The 24,173-nt window shown below is 42.2% G+C and carries 22 protein-coding genes and 1 other annotated feature; of the genes, 21 read left to right on the top strand and 1 reads right to left on the bottom strand.

The features are described from left to right. Positions 1-6 precede the first annotated feature (6 nt). Positions 7-396: an FxsA family protein gene (locus M1D84_RS05760; protein ID WP_024424793.1), complete on the top strand. Its 390-nt coding sequence runs from the start codon at positions 7-9 to the stop codon at positions 394-396. Between the two features lie 26 nt (positions 397-422). Here M1D84_RS05760 and ytvI read toward each other — a convergent pair whose 3' ends face one another. Continuing rightward, positions 423-1,541: a sporulation integral membrane protein YtvI gene (ytvI, locus tag M1D84_RS05765; protein WP_024424792.1), complete on the bottom strand. Its 1,119-nt coding sequence runs from the start codon at positions 1,539-1,541 to the stop codon at positions 423-425. 100 nt (positions 1,542-1,641) lie between these two features. Here ytvI and M1D84_RS05770 point away from each other — a divergent pair, with 100 nt between their 5' ends. The 20 genes from M1D84_RS05770 to M1D84_RS05865 all read left to right on the top strand — a co-directional run bounded on the left by M1D84_RS05770 (position 1,642) and on the right by M1D84_RS05865 (position 24,097). Next, positions 1,642-2,106, top strand: a complete 465-nt coding sequence (locus tag M1D84_RS05770; protein WP_024424791.1) for a DUF441 domain-containing protein — start codon at positions 1,642-1,644, stop codon at positions 2,104-2,106. 376 nt (positions 2,107-2,482) lie between these two features. Beyond that, positions 2,483-3,601 (top strand): citrate synthase, encoded by a 1,119-nt coding sequence (gene citZ, locus M1D84_RS05775; protein WP_024424790.1) that lies wholly within the window; start codon positions 2,483-2,485, stop codon positions 3,599-3,601. A 148-nt stretch (positions 3,602-3,749) separates the two neighbouring features. Beyond that, positions 3,750-5,021 carry an NADP-dependent isocitrate dehydrogenase gene (icd, locus tag M1D84_RS05780; protein WP_024424789.1) on the top strand — a complete coding sequence of 424 codons (1,272 nt, stop codon included), beginning with the start codon at positions 3,750-3,752 and terminating at the stop codon, positions 5,019-5,021. A gap of 34 nt (positions 5,022-5,055) precedes the next feature. Further along, on the top strand, positions 5,056-5,994 hold the full coding sequence (gene mdh / locus M1D84_RS05785) for a malate dehydrogenase (protein WP_008356047.1): 939 nt from the start codon (positions 5,056-5,058) through the stop codon (positions 5,992-5,994). Between the two features lie 185 nt (positions 5,995-6,179). After that, a complete protein-coding gene (locus M1D84_RS05790; protein WP_024426141.1) occupies positions 6,180-6,908 on the top strand; it encodes a response regulator transcription factor in 729 nt (242 codons plus the stop codon). After that, positions 6,901-8,643, top strand: a complete 1,743-nt coding sequence (gene pnpS, locus M1D84_RS05795) for a two-component system histidine kinase PnpS (RefSeq protein ID WP_151862623.1) — start codon at positions 6,901-6,903, stop codon at positions 8,641-8,643. Before M1D84_RS05790 ends, pnpS begins: the two co-directional genes overlap by 8 nt. A 255-nt stretch (positions 8,644-8,898) precedes the next feature. Then, positions 8,899-11,538, top strand: a complete 2,640-nt coding sequence (polA, locus tag M1D84_RS05800) for a DNA polymerase I (protein WP_025092257.1) — start codon at positions 8,899-8,901, stop codon at positions 11,536-11,538. 26 nt (positions 11,539-11,564) lie between these two features. Then, positions 11,565-12,398, top strand: a complete 834-nt coding sequence (gene mutM, locus M1D84_RS05805) for a DNA-formamidopyrimidine glycosylase (RefSeq protein WP_212048599.1) — start codon at positions 11,565-11,567, stop codon at positions 12,396-12,398. A gap of 174 nt (positions 12,399-12,572) precedes the next feature. Next, the gene (gene ytaF, locus M1D84_RS05810) at positions 12,573-13,205 is read left to right on the top strand and encodes a sporulation membrane protein YtaF (RefSeq protein ID WP_024425705.1); all 633 of its coding nucleotides are present in this window, start codon (positions 12,573-12,575) and stop codon (positions 13,203-13,205) included. A gap of 13 nt (positions 13,206-13,218) precedes the next feature. Continuing rightward, positions 13,219-13,824 carry a dephospho-CoA kinase gene (coaE, locus tag M1D84_RS05815; RefSeq protein WP_024425706.1) on the top strand — a complete coding sequence of 202 codons (606 nt, stop codon included), beginning with the start codon at positions 13,219-13,221 and terminating at the stop codon, positions 13,822-13,824. A 172-nt stretch (positions 13,825-13,996) separates the two neighbouring features. Continuing rightward, on the top strand, positions 13,997-15,019 hold the full coding sequence (locus M1D84_RS05820) for a glyceraldehyde-3-phosphate dehydrogenase (protein WP_024425707.1): 1,023 nt from the start codon (positions 13,997-13,999) through the stop codon (positions 15,017-15,019). A gap of 235 nt (positions 15,020-15,254) precedes the next feature. Next, on the top strand, positions 15,255-15,635 hold the full coding sequence (speD, locus tag M1D84_RS05825) for an adenosylmethionine decarboxylase (protein ID WP_003216492.1): 381 nt from the start codon (positions 15,255-15,257) through the stop codon (positions 15,633-15,635). Positions 15,636-15,818: 183 nt separating this feature from the next. Continuing rightward, positions 15,819-16,205 carry a hypothetical protein gene (locus tag M1D84_RS05830; RefSeq protein ID WP_024425708.1) on the top strand — a complete coding sequence of 129 codons (387 nt, stop codon included), beginning with the start codon at positions 15,819-15,821 and terminating at the stop codon, positions 16,203-16,205. 4 nt (positions 16,206-16,209) lie between these two features. After that, positions 16,210-16,668, top strand: coding sequence for a transcriptional regulator NrdR (gene nrdR, locus M1D84_RS05835; RefSeq protein WP_003216720.1), 459 nt, complete (start codon positions 16,210-16,212; stop codon positions 16,666-16,668). Positions 16,669-16,769: 101 nt separating this feature from the next. Further along, on the top strand, positions 16,770-18,194 hold the full coding sequence (locus M1D84_RS05840; protein WP_024426137.1) for a replication initiation and membrane attachment family protein: 1,425 nt from the start codon (positions 16,770-16,772) through the stop codon (positions 18,192-18,194). A 16-nt stretch (positions 18,195-18,210) separates the two neighbouring features. Next, positions 18,211-19,140 (top strand): primosomal protein DnaI, encoded by a 930-nt coding sequence (gene dnaI, locus M1D84_RS05845; RefSeq protein ID WP_024425710.1) that lies wholly within the window; start codon positions 18,211-18,213, stop codon positions 19,138-19,140. A 33-nt stretch (positions 19,141-19,173) separates the two neighbouring features. Further along, entirely contained in the window at positions 19,174-19,812 is a 639-nt protein-coding gene (locus tag M1D84_RS05850) for a TVP38/TMEM64 family protein (protein ID WP_024426136.1), read from the top strand. Between the two features lie 60 nt (positions 19,813-19,872). Continuing rightward, a complete protein-coding gene (gene ytxC, locus M1D84_RS05855; RefSeq protein ID WP_024425712.1) occupies positions 19,873-20,742 on the top strand; it encodes a putative sporulation protein YtxC in 870 nt (289 codons plus the stop codon). Positions 20,743-20,785: 43 nt separating this feature from the next. Then, positions 20,786-21,033, top strand: a binding site (T-box leader). 46 nt (positions 21,034-21,079) lie between these two features. After that, a complete protein-coding gene (thrS, locus tag M1D84_RS05860; RefSeq protein ID WP_024426134.1) occupies positions 21,080-23,020 on the top strand; it encodes a threonine--tRNA ligase in 1,941 nt (646 codons plus the stop codon). Positions 23,021-23,176: 156 nt separating this feature from the next. Next, positions 23,177-24,097, top strand: coding sequence for a methyl-accepting chemotaxis protein (locus tag M1D84_RS05865; protein ID WP_332285441.1), 921 nt, complete (start codon positions 23,177-23,179; stop codon positions 24,095-24,097). Positions 24,098-24,173: the final 76 nt, after the last annotated feature.

The following is a 24,173-nucleotide window of genomic DNA, read 5'->3' on the forward strand; positions in this document are numbered from 1 at the left end:
ATATGGTTGAAGAAATATTTTCTACTATTATTAATTCTGTTCCCTGCGGTGGAAATTAGTTTATTTTTAATCTCAAGTAAAATTATTGGCATTTTGCCAACGATGCTGCTCATCGTGCTGACAAGTGCCTTAGGTGCTTATTTTGCAAGAAAACAAGGTATAGAAGCCTTCCAAAAAGTGCAGCGAGATTTGCAATATGGAAAGATGCCAGGGGGAGCGATTGTCGATGGTTTTTGCATTCTAATCGGCGGTCTGCTGCTGCTCATACCAGGCTTCTTATCGGATCTCATTGGGGCTTTGCTGCTCATTCCGGTGACGAGAAAGGGAATCAAGCCGCTCTTTGAACGCTGGCTTAGAAACATGTCTAATCGTAACCGCTACACGATCATTCGTTAAAGAGACCTTCAGGCTGAAGGTCTCTTTTATTTTTGCATGCCATACCGAATGTACTCATAAATATCTCTGAAAACTCCTGCATTACGGAACGCCTGCCACACGACAAGTGAGGCAGGGCCAATCACAAGTCCTAAGAAACCAAACCATTTTAACCCGACAAATAGCGCTACAAGCGTTGCTAAAGGATTAAGTCCGATGGATTTGCTTAAGACTTTTGGCTCTGATATTTGTCTTTGAATGAGGACGACAATATACAAAATGCCCAGTCCAATGGCGAGGGAAAGATTTCCTGTCATAGCAGAATAAATGATCCACGGTAGAAAAACAGTACCGCTCCCGATATATGGAAGTAAATCGACGAGCCCAATACATAAAGCAATCACAAGGGCGTGCTCAACTTTTAAAATGATGAGTCCAATCAATACAATACCAATCGTCATGGCCACAAGCAGGAGCTGGGCTTTCATAAAGCCAGTAATGGCTTTTTTGATTTCAGATAAAATGGCGCGTGTATGCTGCATCCATTTTGCGGGAAAGATACGTGAGCCATATGTTTTTAACGTAAACCAATCCTTCGTGATAAAAAAAGTTGCGAGAGCAGAAAATAACAGAGTGGCTGCTGCATCAGGCAAAAGACCTAAAAACGCTGGAATAAGCTCGAGTGTTTTCGAAAGAAAAGTCCCGATTTTTGCGGCCGCTTCATCACCGAGTGCTTGAATTTGTCCCAAAATCGATTCCTTTTGACCTGCTTGAAGCGTATTAAATTGGGCCGTCATATCATGATATAAAGGCAGAATCTTGTCTGTGAAAAATTGCTCTACAATACCAATCATTTGATCAAGATGGCCAGGCAGCACTTTTGCCAAATAAGCACTTCCTGAAATGATTTCCGCAACTAAAAGCGTCATTAAGCCGGCAGCTGCAACTAAAAAGAGCAAGAGCACAATGACCACAACAAATCCTCTCGGCATTCCGGTGATCTCTTCGATTTTGCATACGGCAGGATGAATCAAACAAGACACAATAAGGGCGATCCAAAAAGGATATAAAAACGGAAAAGACTGATATAAAAAGACAACCGCAAAAACAGCAATGCTGATCATCATCAAACTTCGCAGAAAAATGGCCACATAGGCGTGATTCACACAATCCCCTCCAAAAAACAAGCATGTCCGATACTTCATTTTATTCAAAAAGATTAGTAATATGAAAAGGTCGCAATAAAAAGAAAGAAAGGAGCGGCGTATGTTTACTCAAGCAAATTTATTTTTGGTACTTTTACTCGTTATTGCACTTATTGCAAAAAACAATTCGTTAATTGTAGCGGTCTCTGTGCTGATCGCGATTAAGCTGATTGGCCTGGATCAAAAAATTTTCCCGGTTCTCCAATCTAAAGGCATTAATTGGGGAGTCACTGTCATTACCATTGCTGTGCTGGTCCCGATTGCAACAGGTGACATTGGATTTAAGCAGCTTGGAGAAGCGATGAAATCTTCCTATGCTTGGATAGCTCTTGGAGCGGGTATATTAGTAGCATTAATTGCAAAAAACGGGATTGTGCTACTCGAAAATGATCCGCATATTACGGCAGCGCTTGTGTTTGGTACCATTTTGGCAGTCAGCTTATTTAAAGGTGTGGCTGTTGGGCCGCTCATCGGGGCAGGAATCGCTTATTTGGCGATGCAGGCTGTGAAATTTTTCAGCGGGTGAAAAGAGAGTGGTTCCTGCCACTTTCTTTTTTAAATTTTTTCTTGCGTGAGCTTTTGCAAAAAAACATAATTAAATATATTAAAAGAAGCAAAATCCCTTTATTCCATGCCTGATATGGGAGACTGGAAAAAAAAATATCAAAAAAAATTATAGTTAAACATTTAACAAATGTCTGATTATTGTTTATAATGGGAATAGGCTTAATTTTGAACTCATTGATCATACAAGAGATATGAGGCTTAAAGCGCTCTAACCGTATAGGTAAATGTAAGCATTTTCTTTTCTGAGCCTGTTATCTTATTCGGATTGGATAGCGCTTTCAAAAAGTGAGAATTCTGCAACGAAGGGGAATCTTTTTAAAAAGGGGAGATTGAACATGACAGCAACAAGAGGTCTTGAAGGTATCGTGGCAACAACTTCATCCGTAAGCTCAATTATTGATGATACTCTTACTTATGTAGGGTACAATATCGATGATTTAACTGAAAAAGCTACATTCGAAGAAATTGTCTACCTGTTATGGCACTTAAAGCTGCCGAATGAGCAGGAGCTGAGTGAATTAAAACAGCAGCTCAATGAAAATGCTCAGATTCCGCAAGAAATCATTGAGCATTTTAAATCTTATTCGCTCGATGGGGTTCATCCAATGTCTGCGATTCGTACAGCAGTATCCTTACTAGGTTTACTCGATGACGAATCAGAGATTATGGACAAAGAAGCGAATTACAGAAAGGCGATTCGCTTACAGGCGAAAATTTCTGGACTAGTCGCTGCATTTTCACGTATTCGCAAGGGACTTGAGCCTGTACAGCCAAAAGAAGAATACAGCTATGCTGCAAACTTCTTGTATATGCTAAATGGCGAAGAGCCGTCACCAGTAGAAATTGAAGCCATTGATAAGGCACTTATTCTACATGCGGATCATGAATTAAACGCATCGACATTTACAGCACGTGTATGTGTTGCTACACTATCAGATATCTACTCTGGTGTAACAGCGGCTATCGGTGCGCTAAAAGGACCGCTTCATGGCGGCGCTAATGAAGGCGTGATGAAAATGCTTTCAGAAATTGGCGAAGTTGAAAACGTAGATTCCTATATTCATGGTAAGCTAGAGAAGAAAGAAAAAATTATGGGCTTTGGCCACCGCGTATACCGTCAAGGTGACCCGCGTGCAAAGCATCTAAAAGAAATGAGCCAGCGTTTAACAAACCTCACTGGCGAGCCGAAATGGTATGAAATGTCTGTTCGCGCAGAGGAAATCGTGACATCAGAGAAAAATCTTCCACCAAATGTTGATTTTTATTCTGCATCTGTATATCACAGTCTTGGGATTGATCATGACTTGTTTACACCAATTTTCGTGATCAGCCGATTCTCTGGATGGATTGCTCACATTCTAGAGCAATATGACAACAACCGTCTCATCCGTCCAAGAGCTGACTACATTGGACCTGATCTTCAAACCTTTGTTCCGATCAGTGAAAGAGACTAATGTTTATAGAATAAGCGGGGGCTGATTTCAAAAGGCCAATCAGCCTCCATATCAACAAAAAAACGAATCACGTGAAAAACTTTTTTGCTTGCAGACATCAAGCCAAGAAGTTTCAAATATTCACTACATAACCTGGGAGGTAATATCATTGTCACAAGGCGAAAAAATTACAGTTACTGGCGGCGTATTGAATGTACCAAATAATCCAATTATCCCGTTTATCGAAGGGGACGGAATCGGTCCTGACATTTGGAAAGCAGCATCAAGAGTACTTGAAGCAGCTGTAGAAAAAGCATATAAAGGTGAAAAGCAAATCACTTGGAAAGAAGTATATGCAGGTGAGAAAGCTTACAATAAAACTGGAGAGTGGCTTCCTGAGCAAACGCTTGAAGACATTCGTGAATACTTAATCGCGATTAAAGGACCACTAACAACACCAATTGGCGGAGGAATCCGTTCATTAAACGTGGCACTTAGACAAGAGCTTGATTTATTCACATGCTTACGTCCAGTTCGATGGTTCAAAGGCGTACCTTCTCCTGTGAAACGTCCAGAAGACACAGATATGGTGATCTTCCGTGAGAACACAGAAGATATCTATGCAGGTATCGAGTATGCAAAAGGTTCAGACGAAGTGAAGAAGTTAATTGACTTCTTGAAAAACGAATTAGGTGTGAACAAAATCCGTTTCCCAGAAACGTCAGGTATCGGAATCAAGCCAGTTTCTGAAGAGGGTACATCCCGTCTTGTCAGAGCGGCTATCCAATATGCAATTGACCAAGGCCGTAAATCTGTGACGCTTGTTCACAAAGGAAACATCATGAAATTTACAGAAGGTGCCTTCAAAAACTGGGGCTACGAAGTGGCTGAAAAAGAGTTTGGCGACAAGGTCTTTACATGGGCACAATATGATCGTATTGTAGAACAAGATGGAAAAGATGCGGCAAACAAAGCGCAAAGTGAAGCAGAAGCTGCTGGCAAAATCATTGTCAAAGACAGCATTGCAGATATTTTCCTTCAACAAATCCTAACTCGTCCAGCTGAGTTCGATGTTGTGGCTACAATGAACTTAAATGGAGATTACATCTCTGATGCACTTGCAGCACAAGTTGGTGGAATTGGTATCGCACCTGGTGCGAACATCAACTACGAAACAGGACACGCTATTTTTGAAGCGACTCACGGAACAGCACCAAAATATGCTGGTCTTGATAAAGTGAATCCATCTTCTGTTCTTCTATCAGGTGTGCTTTTACTTGAGCACCTTGGCTGGCAGGAAGCAGCTGATCTAGTGATTCAATCTGTTGAAAAAACAATTGCATCTAAAGTTGTCACGTACGATTTTGCTAGATTAATGGATGGCGCAACAGAAGTAAAATGTTCTGAGTTTGCTGACGAGCTCATCAAAAACTTGTCTTGATTCTTAAACTTTAAAGTTAAAGGGGAAAAAGGAAATGGCAAACAAGCGTAAAAAAGTATCTGTCATCGGAGCAGGTTTTACTGGAGCAACTACAGCATTTCTAACAGCTCAAAAAGAATTAGCGGATGTCGTATTAGTTGATATCCCGCAGCTTGAAAACCCAACAAAAGGGAAAGCACTTGATATGCTGGAAGCAAGCCCTGTTCAAGGCTTCGATGCGAACATTACAGGCACTTCTAACTACGAAGATACAGCCGGTTCTGATGTCGTGGTCATTACGGCAGGAATTGCAAGAAAGCCGGGAATGAGCCGTGACGATCTCGTGTCCACAAATGAAAAAATCATGCGCAGCGTGACACGCGAAATCGTTAAATATTCTCCAGAAGCCATTATTGTTGTGTTAACAAACCCTGTTGATGCAATGACATATGCAGTTTATAAAGAATCAGGATTACCAAAAGAAAAAGTCATTGGACAATCGGGCATTCTTGATACAGCACGTTTCCGTACATTTGTTGCTCAAGAATTAAACCTATCTGTCAAAGATGTGACGGGCTTTGTCCTTGGTGGACATGGCGATGACATGGTTCCGCTTGTTCGTTACTCTTATGCTGGCGGTATCCCGCTTGAAACATTGATTCCAAAAGATCGAATTGATGCGATTGTTGAAAGAACAAGAAAAGGCGGCGGCGAAATCGTAAACCTATTAGGTAACGGTAGTGCCTATTATGCACCTGCTGCTTCACTAGTAGAAATGGTTGAGGCGATTCTAAAAGATCAGCGCCGCGTCATCCCAACGATTGCATACCTTGAAGGTGAATATGGCTACGAAGGCATTTACCTTGGAGTACCAACAATCGTAGGTGGAAACGGCCTTGAGCAGATCATTGAGCTTGAGTTGACAGAAGAAGAAAGAAGTCAGCTTGACCGTTCGGTTGAATCTGTTAAGAACGTCATGAAAGTATTGTCTTAATATGAAAAAAAGAAGGCTTCTCTTATGAGGGGCCTTCTTTTTGTTTACAAAACAAATCTTGTCGAAATTTTAAATTGTCCTCTTGTTAAGCTTTCGTTAAAATGAAAGAGAAAGCATGACTTCTCGCTTTTCACATAAGATACAAAAAAACGGATGCAGGGGAAATCACTAATTGGAGGCACAACATGAATAAAAAAATATTAGTTGTGGATGATGAAGAATCGATTGTAACACTTCTAAGCTATAACCTTGAAAGGGCGGGCTATGATGTCGTCACAGCAAGAGATGGGGAAGAAGCGCTTGAAAAAGCAGCAAGTGAACAGCCTGATCTCATTGTATTAGATTTAATGCTTCCGAAGATGGACGGCATTGAAGTGTGTAAACAACTGAGAATTCAAAAAATGATGTTCCCTATTTTAATGCTGACAGCAAAGGACGATGAATTTGATAAGGTGCTCGGTCTTGAGCTTGGAGCCGATGATTACATGACAAAGCCATTTAGTCCTAGAGAAGTGGGTGCTCGGGTAAAAGCCATCTTGAGAAGAGCGCAGCAATCTCAGCCTGTCCCCGCGCAAGAGGAGAAGGAAGAGGTCATTGCAGACCAAATCAAAATTGGTGAACTGCGCATTTTACCAGAACACTACGAAGTCTACTTCCAAGAAGAACGCCTAGAGCTTACGCCGAAGGAATTTGAACTGCTGCTTTATTTGGCCAAGCATAAAGGACGTGTCCTCACACGTGATCTGCTGCTAAGTGCCGTTTGGAATTATGACTTTGCAGGTGACACTCGTATTGTGGATGTACATATCAGCCACTTGCGGGACAAAATTGAAAAGAATACGAAAAAACCAACATACATTAAAACCATTCGCGGCTTAGGCTACAAATTGGAGGAGCCAAAGCCAAATGAGTAAAATTCGAACCCGCCTGTTTTCGGGCCTTATTTTTCTCCTTTTTATTGTGTTTGTTGCACTTGGCCTTTTTTTGGATCACATGTTCCATGTTTTTTATGAAACAAAATTAACGGAACGAATGGAAAATGAATCGAGCTTTCTTCTTTCTTCCATGGATGGTGATGATCTGCAGGCGAAGCAAAACAAGGAGATCCTCAATCAGGCAAAGCAGCATCTCGATATGAATGCGTCAATTGTGGACCTGAAGGGGAATATCATACATACAACGGGTCAAGCGGAGCAAAGGGGCATCATTCAAAACACACTAAACAATGAACGCCTTCAAACAAAAGGCGTCGTCATTGAGGATGAGAAGGATGCGCTGTTTCATTACGCAGTCCCTATCCTGAAACAAAACAAACCGGTGGGCTATTTATTTCTCCATGCGTCATTCCAGCCTTTAAATGAAATTGACGGCCAGCTTTGGCTCGCATTAGCCGTTTGTCTTGGCTCGGCGATTATTATTATCATTTTCTTTGGATACCGCATGTCGATGAAATATGTAAAACCGATAGATTATGCCACAAAGGTAGCCAAACAGCTGGAACGCGGGAACTATGATACCAATCATTATGAAGAGCTCATCATCGAAACAAGTGAGCTTAATACATCAATGAAGCGCCTGGCAGAAAGCCTTCAAGAAATGACTAGCACTGGGGAAATGCAGCGGGACCGTCTGCAAACAGTCATTGAAAACATCGGTGCAGGAATTATTTTGATTGATAAGATGGGGTATATCAACCTAGTCAATCGAACCTTCCGCAAGCAGTTTAAAGTGCAAAAGCACATTTACATGCACAAGCTGTACCATGAAGCATTTACTCATGAAGAAATTATTGAGCTGATTGACGAAATTTTCATGACAGAAACGAAGGTGCGGAAGTTTTTACGCCTGGCCGTTGACATTGAACGGCGCTACTTCCAGGTGGATGGTGTTCCCATTTTAAGTACAGACGATGAATGGAAAGGAATTGTCCTTGTATTTCATGACGTGACAGAAACAAAGCAGCTGGAGCAGATGCGAAAAGATTTTGTCGCCAATGTGTCTCACGAATTAAAGACACCGATTACGTCGATTAAAGGATTCTCTGAAACTCTTCTTGATGGAGCGATTGATGACAAAGAAGCGCTGACACAATTCCTTTCCATCATTCTAAAAGAGAGTGTCCGTCTCGAAACTCTCATTCAAGATTTACTCGATCTTTCCAAAATCGAGCAGCAGCATTTCAAACTGAATATTCAAGACGCCAATGCGACAGAAATCATTCAAGAGATTGAAGTCCTTTTAAAACAAAAGGCCGCAGAAAAAGGCATTCAATTACAAGTGCGAATCCCGAAAGAGCCTGTCTATGTGATGGCAGATCCGCTGAGGTTAAAGCAAATCTTCCTCAATCTCGTGAACAATGCCCTTACCTATACACCAGAGGGAGGGAGTGTCACCATTTCGGCAAGACCGCGGAAAGGCGCCTATGAATTTGATGTAGCAGATACAGGAATCGGCATGAAGAAAAGCGAGATTCCAAGAATATTTGAGAGATTTTATCGAATTGATAAAGATAGAAGTAGAAATTCAGGCGGTACAGGACTTGGTCTTGCCATTGTCAAACACCTTGTGGAGGCGCATGAAGGAACGATTTCGGTCCATAGCAAACAAGGCAAAGGAACGACTTTTACAGTGAGCCTGAAATCAAAATAGGGAAAAAAGGAAAGTCACGTTAAAATTTACATGATCTTTACAATGGATTCATGTTTAGTTAAACAATCATTGGTAGGATGAATAGGAACCCCTTCATCCAAGGAGCCAATTTTGTAAGGACGAAAACACTTGTTGTTTTCGTCCCTTTTTTTATGCAGGTTCGACTATTTTCTTTTCAAAATAAACTTTGATAAAATGATGATACAATGTTTGAAAGAGACGGCTGAAATGGCTCAGCCGATGGAGGATTAAAACATGACAGACAAAAAGAAATTAGTACTAGTGGATGGAAACAGTCTCGCATATCGAGCCTTTTTTGCTTTGCCGCTATTATCAAATGATAAAGGCGTCCATACAAATGCCATTTATGGCTTTGCGATGATCTTAATGAAGATGCTCGAGGATGAGAAGCCAACCCATATGCTTGTCGCATTTGATGCGGGGAAAACAACGTTCCGCCACGAGACATTTAAAGAATATAAAGGCGGAAGACAAAAAACGCCGCCAGAGCTATCAGAACAAATGCCGTTTATCCGTGAACTATTAGATGCCTATCAGGTGAAAAGGTACGAGCTTCCTCAATACGAGGCAGACGATATTATCGGGACATTGGCTGTGGAGGCAGAAAAAGACGGCTTTGAAGTCAAAATTTTCTCAGGAGATAAGGACTTAACGCAGCTCTCAACAGACCGTACGACGGTAGCAATTACGAAAAAAGGCATTACAGAAGTAGAATATTACACACCGGCTCATATTGAAGAGAAATATGGCCTGCGCCCAGATCAAATCATCGATATGAAAGGTTTGATGGGAGATTCCTCAGATAATATCCCAGGGGTGCCAGGTGTAGGTGAAAAAACAGCGATTAAATTGTTAAAGCAGTTTGAAACGGTTGAAAACCTGCTTGAACATATTGACGAAGTCAGCGGGAAAAAACTCAAAGAAAAGCTTGAAGAATATAAAGAGCAGGCAGTGATGAGTAAAAAACTCGCAACGATTCTTGTAGAAGCGCCAATTGATGTATCAAGCAAGGATCTCGCATATGAAGGTCCTCATATGGATCAAGTGATCTCTCTGTATAAAGAACTAGGCTTTCAAACGCTGCTAGAACGTCTAGGAGAAGCACCAGAAACAGGTGAACAGGTCGAAGTAGAAGCATTAGAAGTGAAAAAAATGACCGAAGTAACGGATGAGATGCTGACAGATCATGCTGCTCTTGTGGTAGAACAGCTTGGAGATAATTATCATGAAGCAGATTTGATTGGTTTTGCGATCCATAATGAAAATGGTGCGTTTTTTATCACGAAAGAAGATGCGCTTCAATCAGATGCATTTAAACAATGGGTACAGGATGAAACGAAGAAGAAATGGGTCTTTGATTCAAAAAGAGCCGTTGTCGCCCTCAGATGGCATGATGTCGATCTAAAAGGTGTCGATAACGATGTTCTGCTCGCTTCCTATGTCGTCAACCCTCAGAAATCGTATGAGGACGTCGCAAGTGTGGCGAAGGAATACGGTCTTAACATCGCTCTTTCTGATGAAAAAGTGTACGGAAAAGGAGCAAAGCAGGCGATTCCACCTGAAGATGAACTGAAGGAACATCTTGGGCGAAAAGCAGCGGCGATCTCTGCTCTGCATGATTTAACACTTGAAGCGCTAGAAAAAAATGATCAGCATGAACTATATGAAGACTTAGAGCTGCCGCTTGCCCTCATCTTAGGTGAAATGGAATCACTTGGCGTAAAGGTAGATATTGAGCGCCTAGAGAAGATGGGTGAAGAGTTAACGAAAAAGCTGAAAGAATATGAAGAAACCATTCACCGCTTAGCAGGTGAAACGTTTAACATCAATTCTCCTAAACAGCTTGGCGTGATTCTTTTTGAAAAATTAGGCCTGCCGATTATTAAAAAGACAAAGACGGGCTACTCGACATCTGCGGATGTTCTTGAAAAGCTTGAAGATAAGCACGAGATCATTCGGTCCATTCTGCATTACCGCCAAATTGGAAAGCTGCAATCGACCTATGTGGAAGGCTTAATGAAAGTAACGCGCAAGGATACCCATAAAGTGCATACACGATTTAATCAAGCGCTCACGCAAACAGGAAGACTAAGCTCAACAGATCCCAACCTGCAAAATATCCCGATTCGTTTAGAGGAAGGACGAAAGATTCGTCAAGCATTCGTCCCTTCAAAAGAAGGCTGGCTCATGTTTGCTGCTGACTATTCTCAAATTGAGCTGCGTGTACTCGCTCATATTTCTCAGGATGAGAATTTGATCGAAGCGTTTACGCAAGATATGGATATTCACACAAAAACAGCGATGGACGTGTTCCATGTCTCAGAAGAAGAAGTGACTTCCTCTATGAGAAGACAAGCCAAGGCTGTCAACTTCGGAATTGTATATGGAATCAGTGACTATGGATTATCTCAAAACCTTGGGATCACAAGAAAAGAAGCAGCTGCCTTTATCGAACGCTATTTAACAAGCTTTAAAGGCGTGAAAACCTATATGGAAGAGATCGTGCAGGAAGCGAAACAAAAAGGATATGTCACGACGCTTCTCAAACGCAGAAGGTATATCCCGGATATCACAAGCCGTAATTTTAATATCAAAAGCTTTGCCGAACGAACAGCCATGAACACACCGATCCAAGGAAGTGCAGCTGATATTATTAAAAAAGCCATGATTGATATGGCGCGAAAGTTAAAAGAAGAAAACTTGCAGGCAAATCTTTTATTACAGGTGCACGATGAATTGATCTTTGAAGCACCGAAAGAAGAAATTGCCATACTTGAAAAAATTGTCCCTGAAGTCATGGAAAATGCACTTCAGCTAGATGTGCCGCTAAAAGTTGATTTTGCTTCAGGCCCATCTTGGTACGACGCAAAATAATAGAGAGAGAAAAAGGAGCGAGGAGCATGCCGGAATTACCAGAAGTTGAAACCGTCCGGCGCACACTCAAGCGGTTAGTCGAAGGAAAAACGATTGAAACGGTCGATATTAAATGGCCAAATATCATCAAACGTCCTGGGGAGCCGGAAGAGTTCGCAAGAAGGATGGTAGGAGAAACGATACAAACCATTGAAAGAAGAGGAAAGTTCCTGCTCTTTCATTTAGACCATTACGTGATGGTCTCCCATTTAAGGATGGAAGGGAAATACCGTGTACATGAAGCGCATGAACCATACGATAAACATGTCCACGTCGTCTTTACGTTTACAGACGGTACTGAGCTTCGGTATCATGATGTGCGTAAATTTGGCACGATGCATTTATTTCAGCCGGGTGAAGAAGAAAAGGAACTCCCGCTCTCACAGCTGGGATATGAGCCTTTTGATGTTCAATTCACTCCGGAATATTTATGGGAGCAATTGAAAAAAACATCCCGTGTGGTCAAAACAGCGCTGCTTGATCAAAAGATTGTCGTGGGACTAGGTAATATTTATGTAGATGAGGTTTTGTTTAAAGCAGGCATTCATCCAGAAACAAAAGCGAATCAGCTCAGCCTTGAATCGTGTAAAGTGCTTCACAGGCATATTATCGATACACTACAAGTGGCGGTAGATGCAGGAGGCAGCACGATTCGCTCATATATCAATTCACAAGGTGATATTGGTACATTTCAGCTGCAGCTTCTTGTGTATGACCGGCGGGGAGAGCCTTGTCAAACATGCGGAAGCATCATTGAGAAAACAGTAGTCGGAGGGCGCGGCACACATTTTTGTGTGACCTGCCAAAAACGTCCTCAATAAAAATCAGCCATCAGCATGCTTCCTTTTTGCTGTGCATACGATAAAAAACATTCATTTTTCAGCAAGGTGTAGACTGACACACAGCCCACCTGCTCTTCATATAGTGAAGAAGAGTCTAAGGACGCCTAGAGACTCTTGATCATCGTTGCATGAACAGAAAGGAAGAGTTCAGGTATGATTTCGATTTCGCTCCTGTTTTTAGCTATTGCAGTCAGTATTGACAGCTTTTCTGTAGGCTTTACGTATGGCCTTCGTAAAATGAAGATTCCATTTAAAGCGATTGTCATTATTGCATGCTGTTCAGGGATTGTGCTGCTCATTTCCATGCTGATTGGCAGCCTGCTGACGACATTCCTCCCTGTCTCAGTGACGGATAAACTTGGTGGAGGCATTTTGATCGCCATTGGACTTTGGGTCCTTTATCAATTTTACAAACCAGCGAAAGAGCGCGATTTGCTTCTTCATGAAAAGACATTGCTCAATGTGGAAGTGCAATCGCTTGGTCTTGTTATTCAAATTTTGCGAAAGCCGACAAGTGCTGATATTGACCGTTCTGGGACGATCAATGGAATAGAAGCGGTGCTTCTTGGGATTGCTTTATCCATTGATGCATTTGGCGCAGGGATTGGCGCTGCGATTCTAGGCTTTTCTCCAATTGTCATGAGTATCACTGTGGCCGTGATGAGCTCACTCTTTGTGTGTATCGGGCTCCGTGCCGGGCATTACTTGGCCAATTGGCGCTGGATCGATAAACTTGCATGCTTACCAGGGCTTCTGCTCATTTTAATTGGGGTGTGGAAGCTGTAAAGGAGGAAATCAATTGACGCTTGTCATTGGATTAACAGGCGGGATTGCTAGTGGAAAAAGCACCGTCTCGCAAATGATAAAAGAGCAGGGCATCCGGGTCGTGGACGCAGATGTCATTGCAAAAGAAGCGGTTGCCAAAGGTACACCAGCTCTTCAACAAATCGTTCAAACCTTTGGCGAGGATGTTCTCCTGCCAAATGGGGAGCTGAACCGGCAGCAGCTTGGAGCCATCATTTTTTCTGATGAAGAGAAAAGAAAGCAGCTGAATGCGATTGTTCATCCTGAAGTGAGAAAAGAAATGCTCAAACAGCGAGATGAAGGGGTTAGTCAGAAGGAAACCTTCGTTGTCCTCGATATCCCGCTTTTATTTGAAAGTCAGCTGGAAAGTCTCGTCGACCGCATCATTGTGGTGTATACAACGCCTGAATTGCAGCTGTCGCGGCTCATGAATCGAAATGACCTCGACGAGGAAGAAGCGCTGAATCGAATACACTCTCAGCAGCCTCTTGAGGAGAAATGTAAAAAAGCAGACCGCGTGATAGAGAACACACAAGATCTCGCGTTTATTAGAAAGCAATTGCAGAACATATTAAATGAATGGGAACATACAGATAAGTAAGAGTACATACACGTACTCTTCTTTTTTTATGCTTTATTCTGATTTCCTTTGAAAAGAACAGCCCTTTTTAGAAAATATACGTTTATATACTGGCAATTACATTCTAATGTGATATACTAATTTCATAAATAAATTTATTGAGTATAACACATAATAGAGGAGTGACCTGTTCATGAAGGTAAAAGCAGCGATCAATGGGTTTGGCAGAATTGGACGCATGGTCTTCAGAAAAGCAATGCTTGATGATCAAATTCAAATTGTAGCGGTGAACGCAAGCTATCCTGCCGAAACGCTAGCACATTTAATTAAATATGATACAAATCATGGACGTTACGAATGTGATGTGACAGCAGAAGATGACGCCTTGATTGTGAATGGCAAAAGAGTTCTTTTGCTTAATAATAGAGATCCAAAGCAGCTTCCATGGGGAGAGCTTGGGATTGATATCGTCATTGAAGCAACAGGTAAATTTAATTCAAAAGATCAAGCGATGGGCCATATAGATGCCGGAGCGAAAAAAGTCGTTCTAACAGCTCCAGGCAAAAATGAAGACATTACGATTGTGATGGGTGTCAATGAGGATGATCTTGATCCTGAAAAGCACGTCATTATTTCAAACGCATCTTGTACAACAAACTGTTTAGCACCAGTTGTGAAACTGTTAGATGATGAATTTGGCATCGACAATGGTTTAATGACAACGGTTCATGCTTATACAAATGATCAAAAAAATATCGATAACCCGCATAAGGATCTGCGCCGGGCGAGAGCATGTGCTCAGTCCATTATTCCAACTACGACGGGTGCCGCTAAAGCGCTTTCTTTAGTGCTTCCGCACATGAAAGGGAAATTACATGGACTTGCACTTCGCGTACCAGTTTCCAATGTGTCGATGGTTGATCTTGTCGTTGACTTGAAAAAAGATGTGACAGCCGAAGAAGTCAATGCAGCCTTCTCGAATGCATCTAAAACATCTCTTGCCGGTATTTTAGATTACACAGATGAGCCGCTTGTTTCTACGGACTTTAACACAAATCCTTATTCAGCAGTCGTTGATGGACTGACAACGATGGTAATGGAAGGGAGAAAAGTGAAAGTTCTTGCATGGTATGACAATGAATGGGGTTATTCATGCCGAGTGGTTGACCTTGTAAAGTTTGTCGGCGCACAGATGAAAGAGCTGTCTGCTGTTTGAAATGAAGAAGACGATCGTCCCTTTTCAAGAAATGAGAGAAAATCCCACTAAAAACACAGCTTGCAAAATGGGTCTAAACAAAGTATACTATTTTTCGTGAACTTCTTGTTCGCAGACTCATTCGGGTATACTTAAAGGGTTAGGACCTCTTAGGACTAACTTTCCCCCGTGGTATATGTCCGGTCCGGCTGCTTAGAACTTCACTCTTTCATTCTTGTTTAAAGGGGGGTCCATGATGGAAACAATCGGACGTCACGTTATCTCCGAGCTATGGGGATGCGACTGTGATAAACTGAACGACATGGATTTTATTGAAAAAACGTTTGTAAATGCAGCTTTGAAATCAGGAGCTGAGGTAAGAGAGGTTGCTTTTCACAAATTTGCACCTCAAGGAGTAAGTGGAGTTGTCATTATTTCTGAATCTCATCTGACAATTCACAGCTTTCCTGAACATGGTTATGCGAGCATAGATGTTTATACTTGCGGTGACCTAGATCCGAATATTGCAGCAGATCATATCGGAGATGAATTAGGTGCTGAAACAAGAGAAAACATCGAAATTCCTCGAGGCATGGGACCTGTACAAGTAAAACAGGCACAAGCCAAAGCACTGTAAACATAAAAAAGATTGCAATGGGAGCTGGCCAAAAGCATTGAATGCCTTTGTGTTATGCTCCTTTTTATATTTTTTTGATAAAAAATCCAACATTCCCCAGCTTGTCTATACTTTTGTTCTAGGAAAACAAAGGTTTTTTTTATAAAATAAAGAAAGAGGCATTATGGCAAAGGGGATACGTGTATGACTTTAAGACAAAAGTTTAAGCGATTCATGTCAAACCATACAGAAACATCTGACGAGCATCCAGTGTCAGAACTGAAAAGCCATTACTACAAATCGACGAATGCACAAGTTTTTCAAGCGGTGGAAACCATTCTTTCCCGAAGCGATTCTTATCAAGTGACATCTGTTTCAGCAGAACGAGGTGAAATCAGCGCAAACATACGATTGCCGAAAAAAGCCTTTCTCGTGGCGACTGTCATTTCAATTCGTCCTTTTGAAACAGCTGTCGATTTTAATGTGACAACAGAAACGGCCCTGCCAACAGATTTCGGCTATAGTCAAAAGACCGTTCTGTCCCTTTATGATGAACTAGACAAACAACTTCCAAGAATAGATCGGAGCTGATGAAATGAAATGTCCCACATGTCAGCACCTTGGCACAAGGGTGCTTGATTCAAGACCAGTAGATGAAGGGAAATCCATCCGTCGTAGAAGAGAGTGCGAAAGCTGCCAATATCGCTTTACGACGTTTGAAAAATTAGAAGAATTACCGCTGATTGTGGTGAAAAAAGAAGGGATTCGAGAAGAATTCAGCCGGGAAAAAATGCTGAGAGGACTCATCAAAGCGTGTGAAAAGCGTCCTGTCGCTTTAAAGCAGCTGGAGGATGTCTGCTTTAATATCGAAAAAGAACTGCGCAATCAAGGCATGTCAGAGGTGAAAAGCGAGCTTGTAGGTGAAATGGTCATGGACGAGCTGGCGAAAATTGATGAAGTGTCTTACGTCAGGTTTGCCTCGGTTTATCGGCAGTTTAAAGACATCAATGTTTTTATTGATGAATTAAAAGATCTATTAAAGAAAGAACGCTAAAAAGAGCTGGAGATTCTTCATGCTCTTTTTCCTGCGTAAAGCGTAAAACGTAAAAAGAGTGTACAATGGAAACAATCGCAATTCATGGGGAGGATCAGCATATGACAGAGCATTGGAAGGAAGTGCTAGCCGTCGATCCGTATGTCGTCAAAAGCGCTTCATTGCTCGGTGACATCGATAGACAGCTCATCACTCTTTTATATCAGCCGCTTATTGGCATGTCCGCTTTCAGCTTATACATGACGCTGTGGGGTGAGCTGGAACAAAATCGTATGTGGGGGAAACCTGCACCTCATCGGCAGCTCATGGTCATGCTGCAGACGAATTTAAATGATATTTTTGAGGAACGTTTAAAGCTTGAAGCGATCGGCTTACTCCGCACATATGAACAGGAAACGGAAGAAGGCAGACTGTTTACATATGAGCTTGTACCGCCGCTAAGACCAGATGAGTTTTTCCAAGATGGTATGCTGAATGTCCTGCTGTACCATCGGGTTGAGAAAGCAAAATATATGCAGCTGCGTGATTATTTCTCCTATCCAGGTGTTCCTGCAGAAGCAAAGAACATTTCACGGTCGTTTGAAGAAGTCTTTCACGTATTGCAGCCAGGCGAGCGCAAGATGACAGAAGAAATTCATCAGGCGTCATCGCTTGATCAAGGCTATGAATATGTGACCGTTGGATCGAGTCAGCCGGCACCGCTCTCAGACGAATCCTTTGATTTCGATCTATTATTAGCAGGTATGTCTGACATGATGATTCCAAGAAAGGCTTTGACAAAGCAGGTAAAAGAAACAATTAAGAAGTTAGCTGTTGTATACGGCATCACCCCGCTTCAAATGCAAAATATTGTAGCAGGTGCATGCGGTTCGGATCAAATGATCTCAACAGAAGAGCTGAGAAAAGCAGCAAGAGACTGGTACCAAATTGAATACAGAGGCGAACAGCCAAAGCTGATTGATCAAAAACAGCCAAGACACTTGCGCCAAGATGCTTCAAAGACGCCGGCGGCTGATACTCCAGATGCAAAATTGATTGAAAAACTGGATCATATTTCGCCTAGAGAGCTGCTAAAAGACATGGCAGATGGTATTGAGCCAACGTATGCCGACTTAAGAATTGTCGAAGATATCATGCTCGAGCAGCAGCTAGAGCCAGGTGTCATGAATGTTCTCATCTACTATACATTACTCAAAACAGATATGAAGCTGTCAAAAACATATATGCAAAAAATCGCCGCTCATTGGGTGAGGAAGAAAATCAAAACCGTAGCAGCGGCCATGAAAATTGCCAAAGAAGAGAACAGACAAATGACAGAGTGGGCGCAGCAGAAAAAGCAGCGCAGCCCATATGGTACAGGAAAAGTTGTCCGGGAAGAGAAACTGCCTGACTGGATGAAAGAAACCGAAACAAAAGAACAGCCGGCAAAAGAGCAAACGGACAATCTGTCTACAGAAGACCTCGAACGAGAAAAAGAAAAACTGTTAGATCAGTTTAAAAATATGAAAAAGTACAATGCACATTAAGGTGAGGTGAGATGGGATGAAACCGATCGGTCGTTCATTTGAACAGCTAAAAGGACGAGTAGATTTTCGCGTGAGATACAATCAGATTAAAGAAAGTGTGTTATCTGATGAAGATGTGAAGGCTTTTTTACAGAAGCATCAAGAAGAGATACATGAAGACATGATCAATCGCAGCTTGAACCGGCTCTTTGAATATGTGCAGCAGTCGAAGGGCTGCTCTTACTGCTTAGATGACGAAAACGTTAATGCGATTTTAGATGGGTATCACCCGAAGCTTGTGATCAAAGGTCAGAGTATTGATATTGAATATTCTCCTTGCCCAGTCAAGCTGCGGCTCGATAGACAGAAGAAACAGCAAGAGCTGATGAAAAGCATGTATATTCCGCAAAATGTCCTTCAAGCGACGTTCGCTGATCTGAACGTTGTGGGGAGACAAGAGGTCATTCAAAAAGTAGGTCAATTCCTCCAAAGCTATGATGAGACTGGAAAAGGAAAAGGCTTGTATTTACACGGAAAGTTTGGAGTAGGAAAAACGTATATACTGGCAGCTATTGCGCAGCAGCTAGCGGAGAAAGAATACCCATCTCTCCTTGTTTACGTGCCTGAATTTGTAAGAGAGTTAAAAAATTCATTAGCCGATCATACGCTAGAAGAAAAGCTGAATATGGTCAAGTCCACTCCTATTTTAATGCTTGATGATATTGGGGCAGAATCGATGACAAGCTGGGTGCGGGATGAACTGCTCGGTACGATCTTACAATACCGTATGGCAGAGCAGCTGCCGACATTTTTCTCTTCTAATTTCTCACCAAACGAGCTGAAGCATCACTTTACGTACTCACAGCGGGGAGAAAAAGAAGAGGTCAAAGCCGCTCGTTTAATGGAACGGATTCTCTATTTAGCAGAGCCAGTGTTGCTCGAAGGAGAAAACCGCCGTCATTTATAAAAGCGTATGTCACCTGAAGGAGGAGCAAATGAAATGAACAAAAGAAAATGGCTGCTTTTTCTTGTGATTGGCATTCTTGCTGCTGCGCTGTGGTGGCTGAATAAACAGCATCTTCAGCTGGCGCCGAAAGATGTGAAGAATTGGGTGCTTCAATTTGGGATGCTGGCTCCCTTTGTTTTTCTTTTCTTATCTCTTTTCCGCCCGTTTGTTCTCGTCCCGATTACCGTCTTTTCTTTGGCGGCAGGTTTGGCATTCGGCAGTGTCCTTGGGACGATTTATGCCCTCATTGGAGCGACAGCCGGGGCAACAGGCTCTTTCATGATTGCTTCAACCTTTCGTGCAAAAAAGAAGGAAACGGAATCAAACAGCCGAAAGCTCAAAGCGGTGACGTCCCGCATTCAGGAGCATGGTTTTCTTTATATTTTGTTATTGCGTATTGCACCGATTCACTTTGATTTTGTCAGCTATGCGGCAGCTGCTTCACGTGCAAATTATCGTGCATTTGTGACAGCCACCTTTTTAGGCTTAATACCGGGGACAATTGCGTTAAATGTTCTCGGCTCAAGCTTTGTCAGCGGCAATTATGCCGCCTTAGTGGTTGTTTGTTTGATTTATTTGATCTTTATCTCTGTTCCACTCATTTTAAAAAGAAAGATGCCTGATTTATTTTAGGCGTCTATTTTTTATGTTCCCCCCATATATATGTAACAGATGTCGTTAGGGGGGACAAACATGCTTGAAATAATCTTTGAAGATGAATATGATACCGCCGCTTTTTTACATCTTGCTGAACACTTAGACAGTCGGCATCACATGTCAATTCAACAAGGGAAAGACCGGCTTCTCATAGAGGCGAAGGAATCCGAAGAAGCACTTGAGCACATTGTGCGGCCATTATTGGTTCACTTTTTTTTGGAATGCAAAGAAAATGAGCGCATGCGCAGCATCCTTGAAAACACCTATTTGTTTAAAGATCCTGAAGAGCAGCACCAAATTCTTTCCATCGCACACAGTATCATGAACGGGGATTTAGATGATATTCCCGGCATTCAGCAAGACCCGTCAAGAGAAGCCCTTTTAAAAAAGGAGCTTGAGGCGATTTCTTTACAGCAAGGCGTTTTTTCAATTGGTTCATTTATGACATTTAGGCTGTCAGAGTATGACCGAAGGCTGAAGAACTATGTTGAAGTGTCCATTGAAGAATACAAAATGGAGCAGGAGTATCAAAACTTCATTCAATCGCTTCGTGACTATGTGATGGCAAGAGAGCCTAGGCTCGAAAAAGTACATGTTGTGCATCAGGACCGCCTGGTGATTTGGGAATTTCGCTACGCTTCTGAGCGTGATCAAAAACAATACATAGACAGACAGTTTGTAAGAGAGCATCCAATGTATATTGATTCGCAGCTGATTGCACCGCTTGTCTCCATTGCACCGCAAAAAATTGACCTATTTACAAATGATACAGGTCACTCGATGGTGCAAACCATTCAAAATATTTTTCAAGAAAGGGTCGAGGTGTTCCCGTCTCATTCATTCCAAGAGCAGAATGTTCAATTTGTACATGCTCATTTCAACAAGAAAAGTGAAAAGCTTTCTTGATTTTCACGAAAAAACGTTTTATAATACGGTGTAACTTCATACAGAGACCGTATTGATAAGGACATGAACAAATGAACACCCGCTTAAAGAGAGGGAAGCCGCGGCTGAAAGCTTCCTAGCAGAGGACCATTTGCTTTACCACCTTTGAACATCAGCTGTGAACTTTTTAGTAATGGCTGACGGGAATTCCCGTTATCGAACCGCAAGCCGTATTTGCTTATGAAAAAGCAAGCTGCAAATACGGGAAAAAGGGTGGAACCACGATTCCGTTTATTCAACCTCGTCCCTTTCCAGGGGGGCGGGGTTTTTATATTGCCAAAAAAAGGAGTGACCAGAGATGTCAGAACAAATTCAACTTACATTTCCAGATGGAGCAGTCAAGGAGTTTGACAAAACAGCTACAACAGAAGACATCGCGGCATCAATTAGCCCGGGCCTAAAGAAAAAAGCACTTGCCGGTAAATTGAACGGTAAAGAAATAGATCTGCGTACGCCGCTATTAGAAAGTGGAACAATCGAGATCATCACAGATAAAAGTGAAGAAGCACTCGACATTATGCGCCACAGCACAGCACATTTGCTAGCGCAGGCGATCAAACGCCTGTATGGAAAAGAGCATCACGTTCAGTTTGGCGTAGGTCCTGTCATCGAAAATGGCTTCTACTACGATGTGGACATCGATGTTGCCATCACACCTGAAGACTTACCAAAGATTGAAAAAGAAATGAAGAAAATCATTAACAGCAATCTGCCAATTGAGCGAATTGAAGTATCAAGAGAAGAAGCGAAAAAGCGCTTTGAAGCAATTGGTGATGAATTGAAGCTTGAGCTGTTAGAGGCGATTCCAGAAGGTGAAGCTGTGACGATTTATGAGCAGGGTGAATTCTTTGACCTCTGCCGCGGGATTCACTTGCCGTCTACAGGGAAAATCAAAGAGTTTAAACTGTTAAGCCTTGCTGGTGCATACTGGAGAGGTGACAGTAACAACCAAATGCTTCAGCGTATTTACGGAACAGCTTTCTTCAGCAAAGAAGATTTAAATGAACACTTACGTCTGCTGGAAGAAGCGAAAGAACGCGATCACCGTAAGCTTGGAAAAGAGCTGAAACTGTTTGCGAATTCCCAAAAGGTTGGTCAAGGACTTCCGCTTTGGCTGCCAAAAGGCGCTACAATCCGCCGCGTCATTGAGCGTTACATTGTCGATAAAGAAGTGCGTCTTGGCTATGAACATGTGTACACACCAGTTCTTGCAAGTGTTGAATTGTATAAAACATCAGGACACTGGGCGCATTATCAAGAAGACATGTTCCCAGTAATGGAAATGGACAACGAAGATCTTGTTCTTCGTCCGATGAACTGTCCGCACCATATGATGATTTACAAAAACGAGCCGCACAGCTATCGCGAATTGCCAATTCGTATTGCAGAGCTTGGTACAATGCACCGCTATGAAATGTCAGGTGCCTTATCCGGCCTTCAGCGTGTCCGCGGTATGACATTAAACGATGCACACATCTTTGTTCGTCCAGATCAAATCAAAGACGAGTTCATCCGTACAGTTCGTTTAATTGAAGAAGTGTATCAAGACTTTGGCTTGAATGACTACACATTCCGCTTGTCTTATCGTGATCCAGAAGATACTGAGAAGTATTTCGATGACGATGCGATGTGGAATAAAGCACAATCGATGCTGAAAGATGCAATGGACGAGCTTGGTCACGACTACTATGAAGCAGAAGGCGAAGCGGCATTTTATGGGCCGAAGCTTGATGTACAAGTGAAGACAGCTCTTGGAAAAGAAGAGACATTATCCACTGTACAGCTTGATTTCTTACTTCCAGAACGCTTTGATCTCACATATATCGGAGAAGATGGAAAGCACCATCGTCCAGTCGTGATTCATAGAGGCGTTGTTTCTACAATGGAACGCTTCGTTGCCTTCTTAATTGAAGAATACAAAGGAGCCCTTCCAACATGGCTGGCACCTGTACAATTCCAAGTCATCCCAGTTTCACCGTCTGTTCATTTAGACTATGCGAAAAAAGTACAAGAACGTTTGCAGCTTGAAGGTCTTCGTGTAGAGCTTGACAGCCGCGATGAAAAAATTGGTTACAAAATTAGAGAAGCGCAAATGCAAAAGATTCCGTACATGCTTGTCGTCGGAGATCAAGAAGCAGAAAATGGCGCTGTCAATGTAAGAAAATACGGGGAACAAGATTCAGAAACAATGGATCTTGAAGCCTTTGTGAAACATGCAGTAGCAGAAGCAAAGAAATAATAAGCACAGCCAGTGATTCTCTTTAGATCACTGGCTTTTTCTTTTTGGAGAACACCTCCACTAGTGATCCAATTCCTAAAAAGAGACGTTTAGATAGTACAAAAGTAAGGGTAAGTATGTACTATTGGTTCGAGACAAATTGGGGGAATGAAAGCGATGATGCAAACAACAAACAATTTATCGTCACATGTATTGGAGCAATCAGCTGTTCTTCGTGCATTAGAGCACTCGCTGGCAATGATTGAATTTAATGTGACAGGTGAAGTTCTATGGGTGAACGATATTTTTGCAAAAGCCATGGGATATTCTAAAGAAGAGATGATCGGTCTTAAACATAGACAGTTCTGTCCTCCACATATTATAGAACACACGAGCTATCACATGTTTTGGAAGCGTTTGAGAGAAGGTCAAGTCTTTCAGGAAAAAGTGCAGCGGATCACAAAAAACGGCAGCAGCTTATGGCTTGAAGCGACATATTCACCTGTTCAAGATGAAGAAGGAACTGTAGTGGGTATTGTGAAAGTGGCAACAGATATTACGGAGAGAGAACATACAATGAAGCAAGTCGTAGAAGACCTAAAGGAGATGTCTGCGAAATTAATGGAACGAGCAGAAATTGGCATTCAGCATAGTCAAAGTGTCAATGCCTCCTTTGATCATATAGCAAACGAAACCGATCAAAATATGAGCTTGTTAAAAGGATTAACGGAGCAGGTAGAGTCCATCAGCTCCATTGCGGCAACCATCAACAGCATTTCTTCACAAACCCAGCTGCTCGCCTTAAATGCAGCAATAGAAGCGGCACATGCGGGTTCCTATGGAAATGGCTTTAGTGTAGTGGCAGCAGAGATTCGAAAGCTTGCGACAAATTCAAAAGAAGCGATCGTCAAGGTAGATCAATATGTGAAGGCGATCCATGCAGAAGTAGAGAAAGTCAGCAGCGGCACAAGCCGGGCAAAGACAACCGTGTTTACAAACCGGGATCTTGTAAAGCAGGCAAGTGAGGAATTCATCGTTGTAGGAGAAGCAGCACGCGGCTTAGACCGGCAAGCGCAAAGTCTAGCGGCAATCATATAGCTCTAAAAATACAAAAACACCCAATCTCGTCAGGGGGACTGACCCCATAAGATGAGACAAATAAAAAACACCTTCA

The organism is Bacillus sp. PK5-006 (assembly GCF_054161415.1).

Excerpts from the sequence above, each read along its gene's own strand:
- ytaF (WP_024425705.1), top strand. The coding sequence starts at position 12,573 with ATGATTTCGATTTCGCTCCTGTTTTTAGCTATTGCAGTCAGTATTGAC.
- speD (WP_003216492.1), top strand. The coding sequence starts at position 15,255 with ATGGAAACAATCGGACGTCACGTTATCTCCGAGCTATGGGGATGCGAC.
- mdh (WP_008356047.1), top strand. The coding sequence starts at position 5,056 with ATGGCAAACAAGCGTAAAAAAGTATCTGTCATCGGAGCAGGTTTTACT.
- M1D84_RS05865 (WP_332285441.1), top strand. The coding sequence starts at position 23,177 with ATGATGCAAACAACAAACAATTTATCGTCACATGTATTGGAGCAATCA.
- citZ (WP_024424790.1), top strand. The coding sequence starts at position 2,483 with ATGACAGCAACAAGAGGTCTTGAAGGTATCGTGGCAACAACTTCATCC.
- polA (WP_025092257.1), top strand. The coding sequence starts at position 8,899 with ATGACAGACAAAAAGAAATTAGTACTAGTGGATGGAAACAGTCTCGCA.
- M1D84_RS05820 (WP_024425707.1), top strand. The coding sequence starts at position 13,997 with ATGAAGGTAAAAGCAGCGATCAATGGGTTTGGCAGAATTGGACGCATG.
- M1D84_RS05830 (WP_024425708.1), top strand. The coding sequence starts at position 15,819 with ATGACTTTAAGACAAAAGTTTAAGCGATTCATGTCAAACCATACAGAA.
- mutM (WP_212048599.1), top strand. The coding sequence starts at position 11,565 with ATGCCGGAATTACCAGAAGTTGAAACCGTCCGGCGCACACTCAAGCGG.
- M1D84_RS05770 (WP_024424791.1), top strand. The coding sequence starts at position 1,642 with ATGTTTACTCAAGCAAATTTATTTTTGGTACTTTTACTCGTTATTGCA.
- dnaI (WP_024425710.1), top strand. The coding sequence starts at position 18,211 with ATGAAACCGATCGGTCGTTCATTTGAACAGCTAAAAGGACGAGTAGAT.
- thrS (WP_024426134.1), top strand. The coding sequence starts at position 21,080 with ATGTCAGAACAAATTCAACTTACATTTCCAGATGGAGCAGTCAAGGAG.
- pnpS (WP_151862623.1), top strand. The coding sequence starts at position 6,901 with ATGAGTAAAATTCGAACCCGCCTGTTTTCGGGCCTTATTTTTCTCCTT.
- ytxC (WP_024425712.1), top strand. The coding sequence starts at position 19,873 with ATGCTTGAAATAATCTTTGAAGATGAATATGATACCGCCGCTTTTTTA.
- M1D84_RS05850 (WP_024426136.1), top strand. The coding sequence starts at position 19,174 with ATGAACAAAAGAAAATGGCTGCTTTTTCTTGTGATTGGCATTCTTGCT.
- M1D84_RS05840 (WP_024426137.1), top strand. The coding sequence starts at position 16,770 with ATGACAGAGCATTGGAAGGAAGTGCTAGCCGTCGATCCGTATGTCGTC.
- M1D84_RS05790 (WP_024426141.1), top strand. The coding sequence starts at position 6,180 with ATGAATAAAAAAATATTAGTTGTGGATGATGAAGAATCGATTGTAACA.
- nrdR (WP_003216720.1), top strand. The coding sequence starts at position 16,210 with ATGAAATGTCCCACATGTCAGCACCTTGGCACAAGGGTGCTTGATTCA.